At 58.7% G+C, this 17448-nt stretch carries 17 protein-coding genes; 6 read left to right on the top strand and 11 right to left on the bottom strand.

From position 1 onward, the window contains the following. Positions 1-67 precede the first annotated feature (67 nt). Positions 68-1939 (bottom strand): methyl-accepting chemotaxis protein, encoded by a 1872-nt coding sequence (locus tag BS300_RS11910; RefSeq protein WP_071912989.1) that lies wholly within the window; start codon positions 1937-1939, stop codon positions 68-70. A 255-nt stretch (positions 1940-2194) separates the two neighbouring features. Here BS300_RS11910 and prfB point away from each other — a divergent pair. The 5 genes from prfB to BS300_RS11885 all read left to right on the top strand — a co-directional run bounded on the left by prfB (position 2195) and on the right by BS300_RS11885 (position 9323). Continuing rightward, positions 2195-3293, top strand: a protein-coding gene (gene prfB, locus BS300_RS11905; RefSeq protein WP_104014039.1) for a peptide chain release factor 2 whose coding sequence is annotated in 2 segments (ribosomal slippage) — positions 2195-2269 and positions 2271-3293 — 1098 coding nt in all. Because the reading frame shifts where the segments join, the coding sequence is not laid out codon by codon here. 16 nt (positions 3294-3309) lie between these two features. Then, on the top strand, positions 3310-4845 hold the full coding sequence (lysS, locus tag BS300_RS11900; protein ID WP_071912984.1) for a lysine--tRNA ligase: 1536 nt from the start codon (positions 3310-3312) through the stop codon (positions 4843-4845). Between the two features lie 197 nt (positions 4846-5042). Then, complete coding sequence (locus BS300_RS11895; RefSeq protein WP_071912982.1) at positions 5043-6830, top strand: assimilatory sulfite reductase (NADPH) flavoprotein subunit; 1788 nt, start codon at positions 5043-5045, stop codon at positions 6828-6830. Further along, positions 6830-8554 (top strand): assimilatory sulfite reductase (NADPH) hemoprotein subunit, encoded by a 1725-nt coding sequence (gene cysI / locus BS300_RS11890; RefSeq protein WP_071912980.1) that lies wholly within the window; start codon positions 6830-6832, stop codon positions 8552-8554. The genes BS300_RS11895 and cysI overlap by 1 nt, the downstream gene beginning before the upstream one ends. Before the next feature lie 7 nt (positions 8555-8561). Beyond that, a complete protein-coding gene (locus BS300_RS11885) occupies positions 8562-9323 on the top strand; it encodes a phosphoadenylyl-sulfate reductase (protein ID WP_204378242.1) in 762 nt (253 codons plus the stop codon). A gap of 56 nt (positions 9324-9379) precedes the next feature. Here the strand turns inward: BS300_RS11885 and folA are convergent, their stop codons facing one another. The 4 genes from folA to BS300_RS11865 form a co-directional block, all read right to left on the bottom strand. Then, a complete protein-coding gene (folA, locus tag BS300_RS11880) occupies positions 9380-9871 on the bottom strand; it encodes a type 3 dihydrofolate reductase (protein ID WP_071912976.1) in 492 nt (163 codons plus the stop codon). Between the two features lie 18 nt (positions 9872-9889). Beyond that, positions 9890-10357: a threonine/serine exporter family protein gene (locus tag BS300_RS11875; protein ID WP_033112733.1), complete on the bottom strand. Its 468-nt coding sequence runs from the start codon at positions 10355-10357 to the stop codon at positions 9890-9892. Then, complete coding sequence (locus BS300_RS11870) at positions 10354-11151, bottom strand: threonine/serine exporter family protein (RefSeq protein ID WP_042029862.1); 798 nt, start codon at positions 11149-11151, stop codon at positions 10354-10356. Before BS300_RS11870 ends, BS300_RS11875 begins: the two co-directional genes overlap by 4 nt. A gap of 233 nt (positions 11152-11384) precedes the next feature. Then, the gene (locus tag BS300_RS11865) at positions 11385-11720 is read right to left on the bottom strand and encodes a DUF3135 domain-containing protein (protein ID WP_071912974.1); all 336 of its coding nucleotides are present in this window, start codon (positions 11718-11720) and stop codon (positions 11385-11387) included. Positions 11721-12122: 402 nt separating this feature from the next. On the opposite strand from BS300_RS11865, the gene mog reads away from it, so the two are divergent. Further along, on the top strand, positions 12123-12653 hold the full coding sequence (gene mog / locus BS300_RS11860) for a molybdopterin adenylyltransferase (RefSeq protein ID WP_005354170.1): 531 nt from the start codon (positions 12123-12125) through the stop codon (positions 12651-12653). Between the two features lie 90 nt (positions 12654-12743). On the opposite strand, the gene BS300_RS11855 is transcribed toward mog, so the two are convergent. From BS300_RS11855 to trmB, 6 genes are all read right to left on the bottom strand, one after another. Continuing rightward, positions 12744-13145, bottom strand: coding sequence for a DUF2541 family protein (locus tag BS300_RS11855; protein WP_041209941.1), 402 nt, complete (start codon positions 13143-13145; stop codon positions 12744-12746). A gap of 173 nt (positions 13146-13318) precedes the next feature. Beyond that, positions 13319-13528 (bottom strand): YgdI/YgdR family lipoprotein, encoded by a 210-nt coding sequence (locus BS300_RS11850; RefSeq protein ID WP_033112737.1) that lies wholly within the window; start codon positions 13526-13528, stop codon positions 13319-13321. A gap of 201 nt (positions 13529-13729) precedes the next feature. Then, complete coding sequence (locus tag BS300_RS11845; RefSeq protein WP_071912971.1) at positions 13730-15022, bottom strand: sulfurtransferase; 1293 nt, start codon at positions 15020-15022, stop codon at positions 13730-13732. Positions 15023-15051: 29 nt separating this feature from the next. Then, positions 15052-15972, bottom strand: coding sequence for a glutaminase B (glsB, locus tag BS300_RS11840; RefSeq protein ID WP_033112739.1), 921 nt, complete (start codon positions 15970-15972; stop codon positions 15052-15054). A gap of 131 nt (positions 15973-16103) precedes the next feature. After that, positions 16104-16436 (bottom strand): YggL family protein, encoded by a 333-nt coding sequence (locus BS300_RS11835; RefSeq protein WP_033112740.1) that lies wholly within the window; start codon positions 16434-16436, stop codon positions 16104-16106. Positions 16437-16484: 48 nt separating this feature from the next. Continuing rightward, a complete protein-coding gene (gene trmB, locus BS300_RS11830; protein WP_071912970.1) occupies positions 16485-17198 on the bottom strand; it encodes a tRNA (guanosine(46)-N7)-methyltransferase TrmB in 714 nt (237 codons plus the stop codon). Between the last annotated feature and the right edge of the window lie 250 nt (positions 17199-17448).

The following is a 17448-nucleotide window of genomic DNA, read 5'->3' as shown; positions in this document are numbered from 1 at the left end:
TAAAAAGCCCCGCACTCGGCAGAGTGCGGGGCTTTCTCGGGCGGCCGTGCTCGCCGCGATTCAGAACTTACAGGATAAAGGTCGAGACCTGCTTGTTGAGGTCGGTTGCCCGCCCCTTGAGGCTCTCGGCCTGATCCAGATCGCGCATCGCGGCGGCGGTGATCTCGTCACTCACATCCTTGATGGCGGTGGTGTTCTGGGTGATCTCGCCGGTGACCTGAGTCTGCTCCTCGGCGGCGGTGGCGATCTGGCCAGCCATGTCGGAGATGAGCGATACGGCCTGGGTGATCTCCTCCAGCGCTGCGGCGGCGGCATCGGCATCCTGCACGCTGTTGTCCGCCAGCCCCTGACTGGTCTGCATCAGGCTCACCGCGCGGGCAGTGGTCTGCTGCAGGGTCTCGATGGTGGCGTGGATCTCCTGGGTGGAGTCCTGGGTACGCTTGGAGAGCACCCGCACCTCATCGGCCACCACGGCAAAGCCGCGACCCTGCTCACCGGCGCGAGCTGCTTCGATGGCGGCGTTCAGTGCCAGCAGGTTGGTCTGCTCGGCAATCCCCTGAATGGTGGAGAGAATGCCGGAGATGGCCTGAGCATGACGGCTCAGCTCGCCGATAACCTCGGTGGCCTGCCCCACCTCTTGCGCCAGATTGTTGATGGAGGCACGAGTCTTGTGCACCAGCTTCTTGCCCTGTTCGCTGCTCATAGTCGATTGCTGGGCGGCGGCGGCGGTGTTTTCGGCGTTACCGGCGATCTCCATGGTGGCGCTCGCCATCTCGGTGACCGCAGTGGCGACCATGGTCACCTCCTGCTGCTGACGCTGCAACTCGTCCACGGCGGCCTGGTTGGTCACCAGACTGCGCTCGGCATCAGCATTCAACTCGTTGGCCAGCTGGCGGATATTGGCGATCAGCTGGTGCTGGCTGCCAACGAAGCGGTTGAAGCTGTTGGCCAGCTGACCCACTTCATCGTTGGCGTCGATCTTGATGCGCTGGGTCAGGTCACCATTACCGTCAGCAATGCGAGCCAGTGCCTGGGATACCTTGCTGAGCGGGCCAAGCAGCATGCTGACCAGCCAGGAGATGGCGAGGATGCTGCCCACCAGCACCAGCAGCGCCAGACCGAGCTGAGTCATCAGCAGGGAGGAGAGCGGCGCCTCAAGGGTATCCTTGTCCAGCACCAGCACCAGCTCCCAGTCGGTATCGGGAATGTCGGTCGCCCACAGCAGCTTGTCACGCCCTTCGTTTTCGAAGTAGGCAGGCACCAGCCCCTGACTCGCCTTGCTCTGTTCGATCAGGGCATTGGTCAGATCGTTGTCGATCTCGGTGGCCGGCTTCATCGCCTTGGCGGCATCCTTGTAGGCGATGACGGTACCATCCTTGTGCATCATGATGGCAAAGCCGTCAGCCGGCAGTTTCATCTTGGTAACGTCTTCCACCAGCGAGGCGATGGAGAGGTCGCCCCCCACTACGCCACCCTGAGCCGGCTGGGCCAGAGTCACCACCATGATGTTGTAGGCCACATCCAGATAGGGTTTGGTCACGATGAGACCACCCTTGGCCACAGCTTCCTGATACCAGCCACGGGAACGCGGGTCATAGCCACTGCGGTTGATGGAGGGGTCGGAGTCGTTCATCTTGCCGCTGCTCTCGCCAAAATAGGTGAGCTGGAAGCGGCCGGAAACCTGTGCCTGTTGCAGGGCGTTGAGGGGCTCGGCTCCCGCCTTGCTGCCCAACGCCTGAATGACGTCGCGACGGGCTGCGAGCCAGTCGCTGACGCTGGTGGCCTGCTGGCTGCCAAGACGCTGAACCTGCTCCTGGCTGCCCTGCAGCAACAGGTTTTTCTGGCTGCTATAGCTCTGCCAGGAGAGCATCAGGATCACCAACGAAAGGGCAATCACCACCGACAACAGTATCTTCTGTTTGAGTGATAGGTTTTTCATCATCTGTTCTTCTTATTTGAGGTTAGGAAGCAGTTATGTCGTATGTACACCGAACGCTAGTAGTCATTAGCGACCCCCTGCTCCAAAACTGAACAGGAAAATGGATCGACGGGCGATATTTTCTCCCGATGCGCGGAAAACTGCATCAGAAATTGCTCACCTGGCGCGCGTAAACTCAGGCAACCCTGTTTATTCCTTCCACAATTGGCTAGAATGACCCGTTTTCAAATCACATCGATCCTGAGAGTTTTCACGATGTTCGAAGTTAATCCCGTTTTAAATAAACTTAAGGAGCTGTCTGAGCGGACCGAGCTTCTTAGGGGGTACCTTTGACTATGACGCCAAGAAAGAGCGTCTGGAAGAGGTCAATGCCGAGCTGGAACAGCCGGATGTATGGAATGAACCCGAGCGCGCACAGGCGCTGGGCAAAGAGCGCGTAGCGCTGGAAAACGTAGTCGGCACCATCGACACCCTGACCCAGGGCGTGGATGACGTCGAGATGCTGGTCAGCCTGGCCGTGGAAGGGGAAGACGAAGAGACCTTCAACGAAGCCATCGCCGAATCCGAGCAACTGGAAGCCAAGCTGGTGGACCTCGAGTTCCGCCGCATGTTCTCCGGCCAGCACGACGGCTCCGACTGCTATATCGATATTCAATCCGGCTCCGGTGGTACCGAAGCGCAGGATTGGGCCAACATGGTGCTGCGCATGTATCTGCGCTGGGGCGATGCCCATGGTTACAAGCCCGAGCTGATTGAATGCTCCGAGGGCGATGTGGCCGGCATCAAGTCCGCCACCATCAAGTTCACCGGCGAATATGCCTTCGGCTGGCTGCGTACTGAAACCGGCGTGCACCGTCTGGTACGCAAGTCCCCGTTCGACTCGGGCGGCCGCCGTCACACCTCTTTCTGTTCTGTATTCGTTTACCCGGAAATCGACGACGATATCGAAATCGATATCAACCCCGCCGACCTGCGTATCGACGTCTACCGCGCCTCCGGTGCCGGTGGTCAGCACGTTAACCGTACCGAATCCGCGGTGCGTATTACCCACGTCCCGACCGGTGTCGTGGTACAGTGCCAGAACGACCGATCCCAGCACAAAAACAAAGACCAGTGTATGAAGCAGCTGAAAGCCAAGCTCTACGAGCTGGAAATTCAGAAGCAGAATGCCGAAAAACAAGCCCTGGAAGAGACCAAGTCCGATATCGGATGGGGCAGCCAGATCCGTTCCTATGTGCTGGATGACTCCCGTATCAAGGATCTGCGCACCGGCGTCGAAACCCGTAATACCCAATCGGTGCTCGACGGTGACTTGGACAAGTTTATCGAAGCCAGCCTGAAATCAGGTCTGTAAACAAGCAGGAATCACCATGTCTGAACAAACCATCACTCCGGAAGTCGATCAAACACTCGAACTCAACAACGAGATGACTGAGCGTCGTTCCAAGCTGGCCGCCCTGCGCGCCCAGGGCAATCCTTTCCCCAACGACTTCCGTCGTGACAGCCTCTCCGGCGATCTGCAGGCAGAGTTTGGCGACAAGAGCGCCGAGGAGCTGACGAGCCTGGGTAAACGGGTGAAGATTGCCGGTCGCATCATGACCCGCCGGATCATGGGCAAGGCTTCTTTCGCCACCCTGCAGGACATGGCCGGCAAGATCCAGGTCTACGTCACTCGCGACGACCTGCCGGAAGGTTTCTACAACGAGCAGTTCAAGAAGTGGGATCTGGGCGACATCGTGGGTGTCGAAGGTACTCTGTTCAAGACCCAGACCGGTGAACTCTCCATCCATGTCTCCGACATCCGTCTGCTGACCAAGGCGCTGCGTCCGCTGCCCGAGAAGCACAAGGGTCTGACCGACCAGGAAGCTCGCTGCCGTCAGCGTTATCTGGACCTGATCGCCAACGAAGAGTCCCGCAAGACCTTCGTAACCCGTACCAAAGTGGTTGCCGGTATCCGCAAGTTCCTGAACGACAAGCGTTTCATGGAAGTGGAAACCCCGATGATGCAAGTCATCCCGGGTGGCGCCTCTGCCCGTCCGTTCATCACTCACCACAATGCGCTGGACATCGACATGTACCTGCGTATCGCTCCGGAGCTCTATCTGAAGCGTCTGGTGGTTGGTGGTTTCGAGCGTGTCTACGAGATCAACCGCAACTTCCGTAACGAAGGTATCTCCGTTCGCCATAACCCCGAGTTCACCATGCTCGAGTTCTATATGGCCTACGCCGACTACATCGACCTGATGGACCTGACCGAAGAGATGCTGCGCACTCTGGCACAGAACATTCTGGGCGACACCAAGATCCGTTACGCCAAAGAGGGCGAAGAGGGTCTGACCATCGATTTCGGTCAGCCGTTCCAGCGTCTCTCCATGGTTGACTCCATCCTGAAGTACAACCCGGATGTCACCCGTGACGATCTGGCCACTCTGGAGAAGGCTACTGCCGTCGCCAAGCGCCTGAAGATCGAGCTGATGAAGAGCTGGGAACTGGGCCACGTGATCACCGCGATCTTCGAAGAGACCGTTGAACACATGCTGCTGCAACCGACCTTCATCACCGAGTACCCGGCTGCCGTTTCTCCGCTGGCCCGTCGCAACGACGTGAACCCGGATGTCACCGACCGTTTCGAATTCTTCATCGGTGGCCGCGAGCTGGCCAACGGCTTCTCCGAGCTGAACGATGCGGAAGATCAGGCCGAGCGCTTCCAGGCTCAGGTTGACCAGAAAGCCGCAGGCGATGACGAAGCCATGTTCTACGACGCCGACTTCGTGACCGCGCTGGAGCACGGTCTGCCGCCGACTGCCGGTCAGGGTATCGGTATCGACCGTCTGGTAATGCTGTTCACCAACAGCCACACCATCCGCGACGTCATCCTGTTCCCGGCTCTGCGTCCGCAGAAGTAAGGTTCATGCCCACCGGGATCCATCCCGAGCGCTATAGCTTGAAAACGCCCCGCAACTGCGGGGCGTTTTTTTATCCCGTTTGCCACTGCATACCTTTCTAAATGCAATAATGGAATAAAGGTTATATTTTTATTCTTTGTTGCTATCCATCACACACCTTAACCTGACCACAACTCAGACCATGGAAGACGTGTGTGATGCAATTGAAGGACTCCCTGATCAACCTGACTCCCCTCTCCGACGAGCAGCAACGCCAGCTAAGCCAGGTGCTCGCCACCCTCAATACCCAGCAGCTTGCCTGGGTGAGCGGATATCTCTACGGCCTCTCCCAGACCGGCTTGCAGCCTGCCGTGACCGGTGCGGCTGTGTCTTCGCCCAGTGGCAGCCTGACCATTCTCTACGGCTCCCAGACCGGCAACGCCAAAGGTGTCGCCACTGCCATCAAGGCGCAGGCCGAGGCCCGTGGCCTACCCGTCACCCTCGCGTCGATGGCAGACTACAAACCCAAGCAGCTCAAGAAAGAGAGCCACCTGCTGGTGGTAGTGAGCACTTACGGGGAGGGTGAACCGCCTGAGAGTGCCGTCGACCTCCACGACCAGCTGAAGAAAGGCAAGATAGGTAAACTCGAGGGCCTCAAGTTCGCCGTGCTGGGGCTGGGTGACAGCTCCTACGAATTTTTCTGCCAGACCGGCAAAGATTTTGACGACTTCATCGCCAAAGCGGGGGCCGAGCGCATTCACGAACTCGCCAGCCTCGATGTGGATTATCAAGATGCCGCCAAAGCGTGGAGCGAACAAGCACTCAATGCCATCACCGCGACCCTCACTACCGGGACAGCCAGCAGCGTAGCAAGTGCGGTGCAGCAGGTGGTTGGCCACAGCCAGTACAACAAGGAGAACCCCTTCCCTGCCCGCCTGTCGGTCAATCAGAAGATCACCGGCCGGGATTCCACCAAGGATATCCGTCACATCGAGATCAACCTTGAAGAGTCTGGCCTCAGCTACCAACCGGGGGATGCCCTCGGCGTCTGGTTCGACAACGATGCCGAGCTGGTTGGTGAAGTGCAGGCCCTGACCGGCCTCTCCGGTGATGAAGCCACGGCCCACGGCACCTTGCGTGCAGCCCTGACCGGTCACTTCGAACTGACCCGGTTGCACGGTGGCTTTATCACAGGCCTTGCTGACATATCAGGCAACGCTGCACTGAAAGATCTGGCAGGCGACAAGGCCCAGGTCAATGCGCTGGTCGCTTCAGCCCAGATTGTGGATGTACTGAAGCGCTTCCCGACCGCGCTCACTGCCGAGCAGCTGCTTGGCCTGCTGCGCCCGCTCACCCCGCGCCTCTACTCCATTGCATCAAGCCAGCGCGAAGTGGAAGAGGAGGTGCACCTGACCGTCGGGGTGGTGCGTTATCCGCAAGAGGACGGCACATTGCGCAGTGGCGGCGCCTCTTCGTTCCTCGCTGATCGCCTTGAAGAGGGCGCCGAGGTACGGGTGTTTGTCGAGCACAACGATAACTTCCGCCTGCCCGCCAATCCCGATACCCCCGTCATCATGGTGGGCCCGGGTACCGGCATCGCCCCGTTCCGCGCCTTTATGCAGGAGCGGGAAGCTATCGGGGCCTCGGGCAAAAACTGGCTCTTCTTCGGCAACCCCCACTTTACCCAGGATTTCCTCTATCAGGTGGAGTGGCAGCGTTATGTGAAATCGGGGCTGCTGTCGAAGATCTCCCTGGCCTTCAGCCGGGATCAGGCCCACAAGATTTATGTGCAGGACCGCCTGCGCGAAGCGGGCCTGGAGCTCTATCAGTGGCTGGAAGCAGGCGCTCACTTTTATGTGTGTGGTGACGCCAACAAGATGGCCAAGGATGTGCAGGAGGCCCTGCTGGATGTGATTGCCGAACACGGTCACAAGAGCCGTGAGGAAGCAGAAGAGTATTTGAGCGAATTGCGTCGTGCCAAACGTTATCAAAGGGATGTCTATTGATGAGCAAACAACCTCTTTCTCACCCAAAAGCGGGACCGGTCGAAGGACCGCTGGCCGACAACGAGCGCCTCAAGCGCGAGAGCAACTTCCTGCGCGGCACCATAGAACAAGATCTACAGGACCCGCTCACCGGCGGCTTCAATGGCGACAACTTCCAGCTGATCCGCTTTCACGGCATGTATCAGCAGGATGACCGTGACATCCGCCCGGAGCGCACCGCCCAGAAGCTGGAGCCGCTGCACAACGTCATGTTGCGCGCCCGCCTGCCCGGCGGCATCATTACTCCAGCCCAGTGGCAGGTGATCGACAAGTTCGCCGAAGAGAACACCCTCTATGGCAGTATCCGTCTCACCACCCGGCAGACCTTCCAGTTTCACGGGGTATTGAAGCGCGACATCAAGCTGATGCACCAGACCCTGAGCAGCACCGGAATCGACAGTATCGCCACCGCTGGCGACGTGAACCGCAACGTGCTCTGCACCAGTAACCCGGTGGAGTCCGAGCTGCATCAGGAAGCCTACGAGTGGGCCAAGAAGATCTCCGAGCACCTGCTGCCCAAAACCCGCGCCTACGTGGAGATCTGGCTGGACGGTGAAAAACTGGGGCAGGACGAGGAGCCGATCCTGGGTTCCAACTATCTGCCGCGCAAATTCAAGACCACTGTGGTGATCCCGCCTCACAACGATGTGGACATCCACGCCAACGATCTCAACTTCGTGGCGATTGCCGAACACGGCAAGCTGGTGGGCTTCAACGTGCTGGTGGGCGGTGGCCTCGCCATGACCCACGGCGACACCAGCACCTATCCACGCAAGGCCAGCGACTTTGGCTTTATTCCGCTCTCCCACGTGCTGGAGGTGGCGGCCGCTGTGGTCAGCACCCAGCGCGACTGGGGCAACCGGGTCAATCGCAAGAACGCCAAGACCAAGTACACCCTCGAACGTGTTGGCGTCGAGGCCTTCATGGCCGAGGTGGAGAGCCGCGCCGGCATCCAGTTTGGTGAAGTGCGCCCCTATGAATTCACCAGCCGTGGCGATCGCTTCGGTTGGGTCGAGGGGATAGATGGCAAGCACCACCTCACCCTGTTTATCGAGAATGGCCGCCTGCTCGACTTCCCGGGCAAGCCGCTCAAGACCGGCATGCTGGAGATCGCCAAGGTGCATCAGGGGGATTTTCGCCTGACCGCCAACCAGAACCTGATCATCGCGGGCGTTCCGGCTGGCGAGAAGGCCCGTATCGAAGGGCTGGCACGCCAGTACGGCCTGCTGGATGACGGTGTCAGCGAGCAGCGCAAGCAGTCGATGGCCTGCGTGGCCCTGCCTACCTGCCCGCTGGCAATGGCCGAAGCGGAGCGCATGCTGCCCGCCTTCGTCACCGAACTTGAAGGGCTGCTGGCCAAGCACGAGCTGGCGAACGATGCCATCGTCTTCCGGGTCACCGGCTGCCCCAACGGCTGCGGCCGCGCCATGCTGGCCGAAGTAGGTCTGGTGGGCAAGGCACCCGGCCGCTACAACCTCCATCTGGGCGGCAACCTCGAAGGGACGCGCATCCCGCGCATGTACCGGGAGAACATCACCGAGCCGCAGATCCTGGCCGAACTGGACGCCCTGATCGGCCACTGGGCCAGCGAGCGCGAACCGGGCGAAGGGTTTGGCGACTTCGTCATCCGCGCCGGGATCGTTGCACCTGTGGTCAACTCAGCCATCGACTTCTACGCCGCCTGAGGGGGATATCATGACTCTCGATCTCGACCACCTGCTGACCCTGACCCGGGACGAACAGGTTGAGGCACTGGCTCCCCATAACCGGGAGCTGGAGCAGATGAGCGCACCCGAGCGGGTACGCTGGGCGCTGGCCAACCTGCCGGGTGGCCATATCCTGTCGTCAAGCTTTGGCATTCAGGCGGCGCTGATGCTCCATCTGGTGAGCCGCGAGCAACCGCAGATTCCGGTGGTGCTGACCGATACCGGTTATCTCTTCCCCGAGACTTACCGCTTTATCGACGAGCTGACCGAGCGTCTTGGGCTCAACCTGCAAACCTACCGGGCGGCGCTCACCCCCGCCTGGCAGGAGGCGCGTTATGGCAAGCTGTGGGAACAGGGCGTCGAGGGGATCACCCGCTACAACCAACTCAACAAGGTGGAGCCAATGGAGCGCGCCCTGCAGGAGCTGGGGGCCCGCACCTGGTTCTCGGGGCTACGCCGCGAGCAATCGGGCAGCCGTCAGGGATTGCCGGTACTGGCCATCCAGCGCGGCCGCTTCAAGTTCCTGCCGGTGATCGACTGGAGCAACAAGGATGTGCACTACTACCTCAAAGAGTTCGACCTCCCCTACCACCCCTTGTGGGAGCAGGGTTACCTCTCGGTGGGCGATGTCCACACCACCACCAGGTGGGAACCGGGCATGAGCGAGGAGCAGACCCGCTTCTTCGGCCTCAAGCGCGAGTGCGGCCTGCACGAAGAGAGCGCTGAAAACGGCGGGTCGGGCATCTGATCCCCCATAACAACAAGGGCACCCGAAGGTGCCCTTGTTGTTTGTGCCATAAGACGTTACTTGCGCAGCCAGGTTTCGAAACGATAGGGGTGCGGATTCTTCTCATCGGCCTGGTGAACTTCACGCTCGACACACTGCCACTGCTCATCCGCAAAGGCAGGGAAACGGGTATCCCCTTCCACCTCCAGCTCGATGCGAGTCAGATAGAGGCAATCGGCCTTGGGCAGCAACTCGGCATAGAGGTGCCCGCCCCCGATCACCATCACTTCCGCCACTTCGTTGTCGGCCAGCAGCGCCAGCGCCGCCTCGACGGAACCCACCACCTCGATACCGTCGGCCTGATAGTCGGGATTGCGGCTGATCACCAGATTACGGCGACCGGGCAGCGGACGACCGATGGATTCGAAGGTCTTGCGCCCCATCAATACCGGCTTGCCAAGGGTGACCCGCTTGAAGTGGGCCAGATCGGCCGGCATGTGCCAGGGCATCTGGTTGTCCTTGCCGATCACCCGATCGTGGGCCATGGCGGCAATCATGGAAATCTTCATTGGGCTTCTCACCATCCGTCAGATTATGGGGCGGTTACGGTACACGACCAGGGAGGGGATCGCCAAACCGAAACTGAGGGCTCCCACGATAAAAAGCGCCTTGAGGCCGTTCTCCACCGCGCTCTGGAGCAGGTTCATGGTCACACCATTGATGTTGAGCTCCACCACCGCGATCATGGTCTTGAAGGCGTAGCTGCCCGGGATCATCGGGATGATGGAGGCGACGCTGAACACCGGGCGCGGCGCCAGCAGGCGGCGCGACCAGTAGACGCAGACAAAGCCCACGGTGGTGGATGCGGTCAGGGTCGCCCACTCGATAGGCATGCCGTAGTGGATAAGCAGGGTTCGCAGACTATGGGCCAGCGCACCACCCATGGCGCAGTACTTCAGCATTCGCGGCGGCACGTTGAACAACATGGCAAACCCGACTGCCGGAATAGCCGACCAGAAGGCATCCTTGGCCAGTAGCCAGAGCAGATCAATCATACCTTCCACCCCCAGATCCCGGTCACCGACATGGCGAGAATAATGCCGATGGCCGCGCTGATGGTGAGCAGGGTCGCAGTGCCCCAGCGTGCCAACCCCATGTTGAAGTAGCCCTTCACCATGTCGGAGACGGCATTGATGAGCGGAAAACCCGGCACCAGCAGCAGCACGCTGGCCGCCATGGCGAGATAGGGCTGACTGCCCCAGCCAAAGAAGGTAGCGCTGGAGGCAAGCAGGGTGGCGATAAAGCCGGTCACGGCAAAGTTGATGAGCGGACTGTGGTGGTGGCGGGCCATCAGCTGGCGCACCCGCATCGCGATCGCGGCAGAGAGACAGGTCACCACGAAGATGGGCCAGTCACCGCCAAACAGCAGGCTGAAAGCACCACAGGAGAGCCCCACCATGGGCACCACCAGCCAGGGGTGATAGTGAAAGGGGACGATGGCTTCGAGTCGCAGGCGCACTTCACGGGCACCGATCAGTTCTTTCTCTGCCATGATGCAGATGCGCTGGATCTCGCACACCACCTGCATGTTGATGCCGTGTTCGCGCACCCGCCGGGTGGTAGTGACGCAACTGCCCTGATAGAGGCTGGTGAGCACGATGGCACTGGAGGAGATAGCCATCTCGACGCTCTCCAGACCCAGTGCCATGCCAAGGCGTACCGTGGTCTGCTCGATGATCCGGCTCTCGGCACCAAACTGGGCCAGCATCTGCCCCACCTTGACGATAATGCGGGTGATCTCTGTCTGTTGCTCCCGCGACAGCACCCGTCTTGGTGTGATACTTCTCATAATCCCTTCGAGTCGTAGCAATAAATTTTGGCCATATTAGCTTAACTTTTATCGCTATTCATCCACCCTTATCACAACTCCCTGAATAATCTATTTTGGCCCAATAAAATAAAACCTCATCACAATTTCATCACCAGCAACATAAAAATCCATAACAAATAAAAAGAGAGCGGCAGGTTCTTATTTTGCCACTCTCCATCAAATCAAGTTTCAATATTAAATATTGCGACAGATTATTTGGGCCATTTATAGTCGATCAGCCGGATTATTTTACCACTGCCATCGTTTTCAGGCGGAGGTATCTCCTCCTCGCGAAATTGTCGCATTTCACTGCCCATCAGATAAAAGGAGTCCCGCATCATACTGGCAATGCGGATACAGCTGTCGAGGTTGTTTTTTGCCAACCTGCGCTGACCGTCAATCTTGAACTGGAGCCCGCGCAAACGGCGCTGCTGCTCGGGGTTGGCCCGAGCCATCAGCTGTTCAATCTGCTGCTCCAGAATGGCATCCAGCCGGGAGGGTTCACTCGCAGCCAGTTCTTTCAGGGTGTCAAAATCAGGCAACTCCATATGCCCTCCCAGGCAACGCCAACGGGCAGCACAGCCTGTGCTGCATCCCTATCTAGCACTCATTCCCCGCGCATCTCTTTCTCTGTATACAATGCCGATATAAGGGGTTCAATCCGCCTGATGACGACCTTCGGGGTATTATCGGTATTGGCCGCTTCTCTCTATTTTAATTCTATTAAGGATCAAACGATTATTTTTATAATCCGGCCCACCTGCCACTTATAAAATTTTGTCTGATGTAATTTGTTTTTTATTGCCGATTAATGAATTGTTGCTGGATATTTCGCTTCATTCGACACTGGATAATCGTAGTCCGGAAGGCTCAGCTTTTCTGGCGATTTAACTTATCTCACTGATTATGTTATTTTAATTACCACTTTTTCGGATATCCAAGAGCAGACCATGAGCAAGGCAAAAATCGGTATTGTTACCGTCAGCGATCGCGCCAGTGCCGGCATCTACGAAGACCTCTCCGGCAAGGCCATCATCGACACCCTCAACGCCTATCTGACCTCGGAGTGGGAGCCCGTCTATCAGGTGATCCCCGATGAGCAGGATCAGATTGAAGCGACCCTGATCCGGCTGGCGGACGAGGAGCAGTGCTGCCTCATCGTCACCACTGGCGGCACCGGCCCGGCCAAACGGGACGTCACCCCGGAAGCAACCGAAGCGGTATGCGATCGCATGATGCCGGGCTTTGGCGAGCTGATGCGGGCCGAATCCCTCAAGTTTGTTCCGACCGCCATTCTGTCACGCCAGACTGCGGGCCTGCGCGACGATACCCTGATCGTCAACCTGCCGGGCAAACCCAAGTCGATCCGCGAGTGTCTGGATGCGGTCTTCCCCGCCATTCCCTACTGCATCGATCTGATGGAAGGGCCCTATCTGGAGTGCGACGAAACCGTCATCAAGCCATTTCGGCCGAAGAAATAACGCACTCCCGAAAAGGCCATAAAAAAATAGTGGCGAGCATTGCTCACCACTATTTTTTATCCGGTTTTTCACACCGACAAATCGCTTCGCTTATTTACGGCCAAATACTTTCACGCCAGCCTTGCTGCGCTCGGAATTACCGTACACTTCGATTTTCTTTACACAGCGGCGCGAGCCAAGGGATTTCCAGCCGGTCTCGGTATCACCACGCATATCCTGATCGAAATAGATCGTCTTGGTGCGATCACCGCCATATGTGACGACGACTCGATCCAGGGTCAAATCACGCTCTGCCTTCACCTTGATATATTTGGTCTGGCGGCAAATCACCATGGGAATGGTGGCACCATGATCACCGGCCCCCAGCAAAATGGTGCGGCCGAGGGTGAATTGATCTTCACCGGCATGGCTGGCAGTAGCGACAACCAGCAGAAGAGTTCCCAGCAGGGCACGAACGGAAAAACGGGAACGCCAGAGAGCGAGCAGGGACATAACACCTCCAATAAAAAATGGAGCGCCATGATAGTGAAGCAACCATAACGGAAGCTGTACCCCGCGGCCAAAAGCAGTGAATTGATGGTAATTTGCTATGAATGTCGGCAATTTGCATGAATTTAAAAACAGCAAGGGCTGCCACTGGCAGCCCTTGTCATCTCATGGCTGGCTCAACGCTCCATAATCTGGGTGACATCATCCTTTTTGATCATCACTTCGCGACCTTCGGTATCGTAGTAACGATACATGCCGGTGCTCTCGTCCAGCTTGGGTTTGCTATCGGTGGTGATCATCTTGCCGTCTTTGGTGCTCATGATGTATTGGGAGCTGCATGCCACCAGTCCCAGCGCACAGATCAGGATCATCATCAGTTGTTTCATCGCCGCTTTTGCCTCCCTCTGCACCCTCACCACGAGGATGATGAGTGAAGCCTAGCTCAACATCATGACCCCGTTTGCATCGATTTCGGGAACGGGATCTGCGTCAAAAATCAGTGAGTTAGCCTTTATGACGGCGATGAATCAGGCGCCGGAATAAAAAAGGCCGGACAGCTGTCCGGCCTGTTATGCGATCTCTATCCGTTACTTGGCAGGCTTGCGCTCGCCGGTCACGGTCGGGTTCTTGGGATCGGAACTCCACTCGTACCAGCCGCCGTCGTAGACGCTGATCCGCTTCCAGTCCATCAGCCAGGCGTAGAAGAAGGCTTCGGAGGCACGCCAGCCGGTACCGCAATAAAAAGCGGCCTGCTGGGTCGGCTCGATGTTCCACTCATCCCACATGGCGAGGATCTCGCGGGCCGGCTTCATGGTGCCGTCCGGGTTGTGGAAGTCGCTCATGCTGTTGGCATCGACACCACCATGACCCCACTTGGCCCCCGGGATATCACCCTTCGGCTTGATGTAGCTGTAGCCGGAGGTGTTGCCGACAAACTCGTCCCAGGTACGCACGCTGACCAGCGCGCTATCGGGCTGCTTGAGCAGGGTCTTGGCCTGATCCAAAGTGGTGTAGTACTCGGGGTGAGCCGGAATGGCCACGCCAAAATCCTTCACCGGCTCATATTTATTGGGCAGGCCGGTTTCGGTGCGCAGGTGCTGGATAAACCAGGCATCAAGGCCGCCGTCCAGCAAGCGGACGTCTTCCACGCCGGCATACATCATCAGATGCGCAGCGCGGGCAGCCGCCATGGTGTTGCGACCGTAGAGGATCACGGTGGTGTCGTGGCGGATGCCATTCTCCAGCAGCAGCTGTTTAAGCGCCTCGTCAGAGACCTTGTTCCACAGCGGCTCCTCTTCCAGACGGTTGGTATCGATATAACCCGCCCCCGGAATATGGCTCAGCAGATAGGCCTTGGGTGAACCCCAATCCACTTCAAACAGCTTCCAGTCACCCTTGGGCGCTGCAGCTACCGGCCGGCCTTCCTGCAGGTCGAGCAACCAGCGCGGATAGACCAGCTGTTGCCAGCGAGCCAGGTGTTCGCGCGGGGCGCTTTGCCAGCCCTGCAGCTCGAACAGCTGCTTGATGCCCTGCATACGCAGCATGCGCGCCACTTCGGCCACTTCGCGCGGCGCACCATAGAGCGCGACCGGGCGATCGGCTTTCAGCCCCTTGGTGGCAAGGGCGGCAGGCCAATCCGCATCGCGGTATTTCCACTCGGCGGAGAGGTTCTCGGCGCCGGCCACATGGCCGCCCTGCTTCTCGCCCTCCATGGGCCACCCCTGATAGAAGTAGCTGGCGCGAGTATCCAGGATGACCGCCTGTTTGGCCTTGGCATCAGCCAGCGAAAGCGGTGGCAACTCGGCTGCAAAGGTGGGCAGGGCACACCAGAGCAGCAAGGTCGCCAGCGCGGCCTGCAAGAAGCGAAGATGTCGTTTCATGGTGATTTCTCGATTCATAGTGAACAAGGTTAAAAAATGGAGCGGCCCAGACGCTCGGCCAATAACTCCAGCGCTGCCGTCCCTGCCAGCGAATTGCCCGCTTTGTTAAGCTCGGGCGACCAGACACAGACGCACAATTCTCCCGGGATCAGGGCCACGATACCACCGCCGACCCCGGACTTGCCCGGCATGCCAACCCGGTAGGCAAAATCTCCCGCCTCGTCATAGAGGCCGCAGGTCGCGAGCAGGGCATTGACCTGCTTGGTAGTGCGCGCCGGCAGCAGCGGGGTTGTCTCGCCAAGCGGCAAGCCGCGGTTGGCCAGATAGATAAAGGTTCGCGCCAGATCGACGCAACTCATGCGGATGGCACAGGCATTGAAATAGCTCTGCAGCACCTTGTCCACTTCGTTTTCGAAGTTGCCATAGGCCTTCATCAGATAGGCGATGGCGGCATTGCGGGCCGAGTGCTGATATTCGGAGCGGGCGACGACCTGATCCGCCATGATGGCCGGATTGCCGGAGAGGCGGCGAGCCAGCTCCAGAGTACGCTGACGCGGTGCAGTGAGGCGGGTCTCCAGCAGATCGTTGACCACCAGAGCGCCGGCATTGATAAAGGGGTTGCGGGGTATCCCCTGCTCGAACTCGAGCTGAACCAGCGAATTGAAGGGTTGGCCTGAGGGCTCTTTGCCGACCCGGGCCCAGATCTCCTCCTCCTGATAGAGGGTGAGGGCCAGCGTCAGGCTCAGGGCCTTGGAGATACTCTGGATGGAGAAGGGTTCGAAGGCGTCACCGGCAGTGAACAGCTCCCCCTCCACGGTACAGACTGCAATGCCCAGCCGGTCGGCCGGCACCTGCGCCAGCGCAGGAATATAGTCGGCCACCTTGCCGTGCCCCAGCAGCGGGCGCACCTCTTCCAGAATGCTGGCCAGTAATTCGGATGACAACACCATAAGCAATTCCATGACTAATGCGGGTGTGGAGATCCCATCCCCACTGACAAAAATCCCGCCAGTGGCGGGATTTGTCTATCTGACTGCGGCAGGCAGTCGACACCGGCTCGCCTGCCACAGCGAGTCTGGTATCAGGCGGGTTCGCCGTACCAGAGGTCGAACAGTTCGGTGACCACGACAGCTTCCATCCCCTTGCCTTCCAGCCAGGATTTGACGGCGGCACGGTCTTCTTCGCTGCACTTGCCCAGCTGCTGGGTGCAGATCATCCCTTCCCAGGCCAGGTGGCCGGAACCGGCGAAAGCCAGTTTGCGCGGCTCGATCACTTCATCGATCATCGCATCGACTACGGCATCGATGGTCTCTTCGGCAGTGCCGACCGGGAAGTTGAAACTGATGTCGAAACCCATTTCCTGGAATTCATCGACGCGCAGTTTCTTGCGCAGGCGGCGGCTACGATTGGCCATGATAGCTCCTCAAGTTAGTTGATACGCTAGGTGTGTTGACGTGCCAGCTCAGCTGACACGCTTGAAAATCAGATCCCAGACCCCGTGCCCCAGACGATGGCCACGTTGCTCGAATTTGGTCAGCGGGCGCCAGTCAGGGCGCGGCACCCAGTTGCCGGTGGCAGAGGTGTTCTCGTAACCATCGGCGGCGCTCATCACTTCCAGCATGTGCTCGGCATAGTTTTCCCAGTCGGTGGCCATGTGGAACACGCCACCGATGGCCAGCTTCTGGCGAATGTCCTGAGCAAAGGCCGGCTGCACGATGCGGCGCTTGTGGTGACGGCTCTTGTGCCAGGGATCCGGGAAGAAGAGCTGCAGGCAGGAGAGTGAACCGTTCGGGATCATGTGCTCCAGCACCTCGACCGCATCGTGGCAAATCACCTTCAGATTGGTGACACCCGCTTCCTGAGCGGTACCCAGACAGGCACCCACGCCCGGGGAGTGCACTTCGATGCCGATGAAGTTCTTCTCGGGTGCATTCTTGGCCATCTCGACCAAAGAAGCGCCCATGCCAAAGCCGATCTCCAGCACCACTGGTGCTTCACGGCCAAACAGTGCGACCAGATCGAGCTGCTTTGGCTCGAAATCGATGCCCATGACCGGCCAGAGCTCTTCCAGGGCCTTCTCCTGCCCTTTGGTCAGGCGGCCTTCGCGACGGACAAAGCTGCGGATCTTGCGCATGAACTTGCCGTCTTCGTTAAATACATCTTGGGTCACAGGCATAATGGTCTCGTTATTTCATCAATCCGGGTAATACATCTGGTGTCCGATCCCGCCGGGGATCGCTTGCGGCCCGCTATTTCATCGCACCGCAAAAACAGGGGAGCGAATTATCCCAAGATGGGCCCAAGGCGCAAGTGTTTCGAGCAACAAATATTCCAGACAGCCGCTCCCCTGCCCCCTTACTGGCATCACTACTCCGACTAACCGCCCAATATAATCCGCAGTAGAGTCAATCCAGCCCTTTTTTAGC

It is taken from the genome of Aeromonas sp. SCS5, assembly GCF_001887375.1.
Lineage (GTDB): Bacteria > Pseudomonadota > Gammaproteobacteria > Enterobacterales > Aeromonadaceae > Aeromonas > Aeromonas jandaei.
The sequence above is the reverse complement of the archived record's forward strand: the minus strand, read 5'-3'. Positions and strand labels throughout refer to the sequence as shown.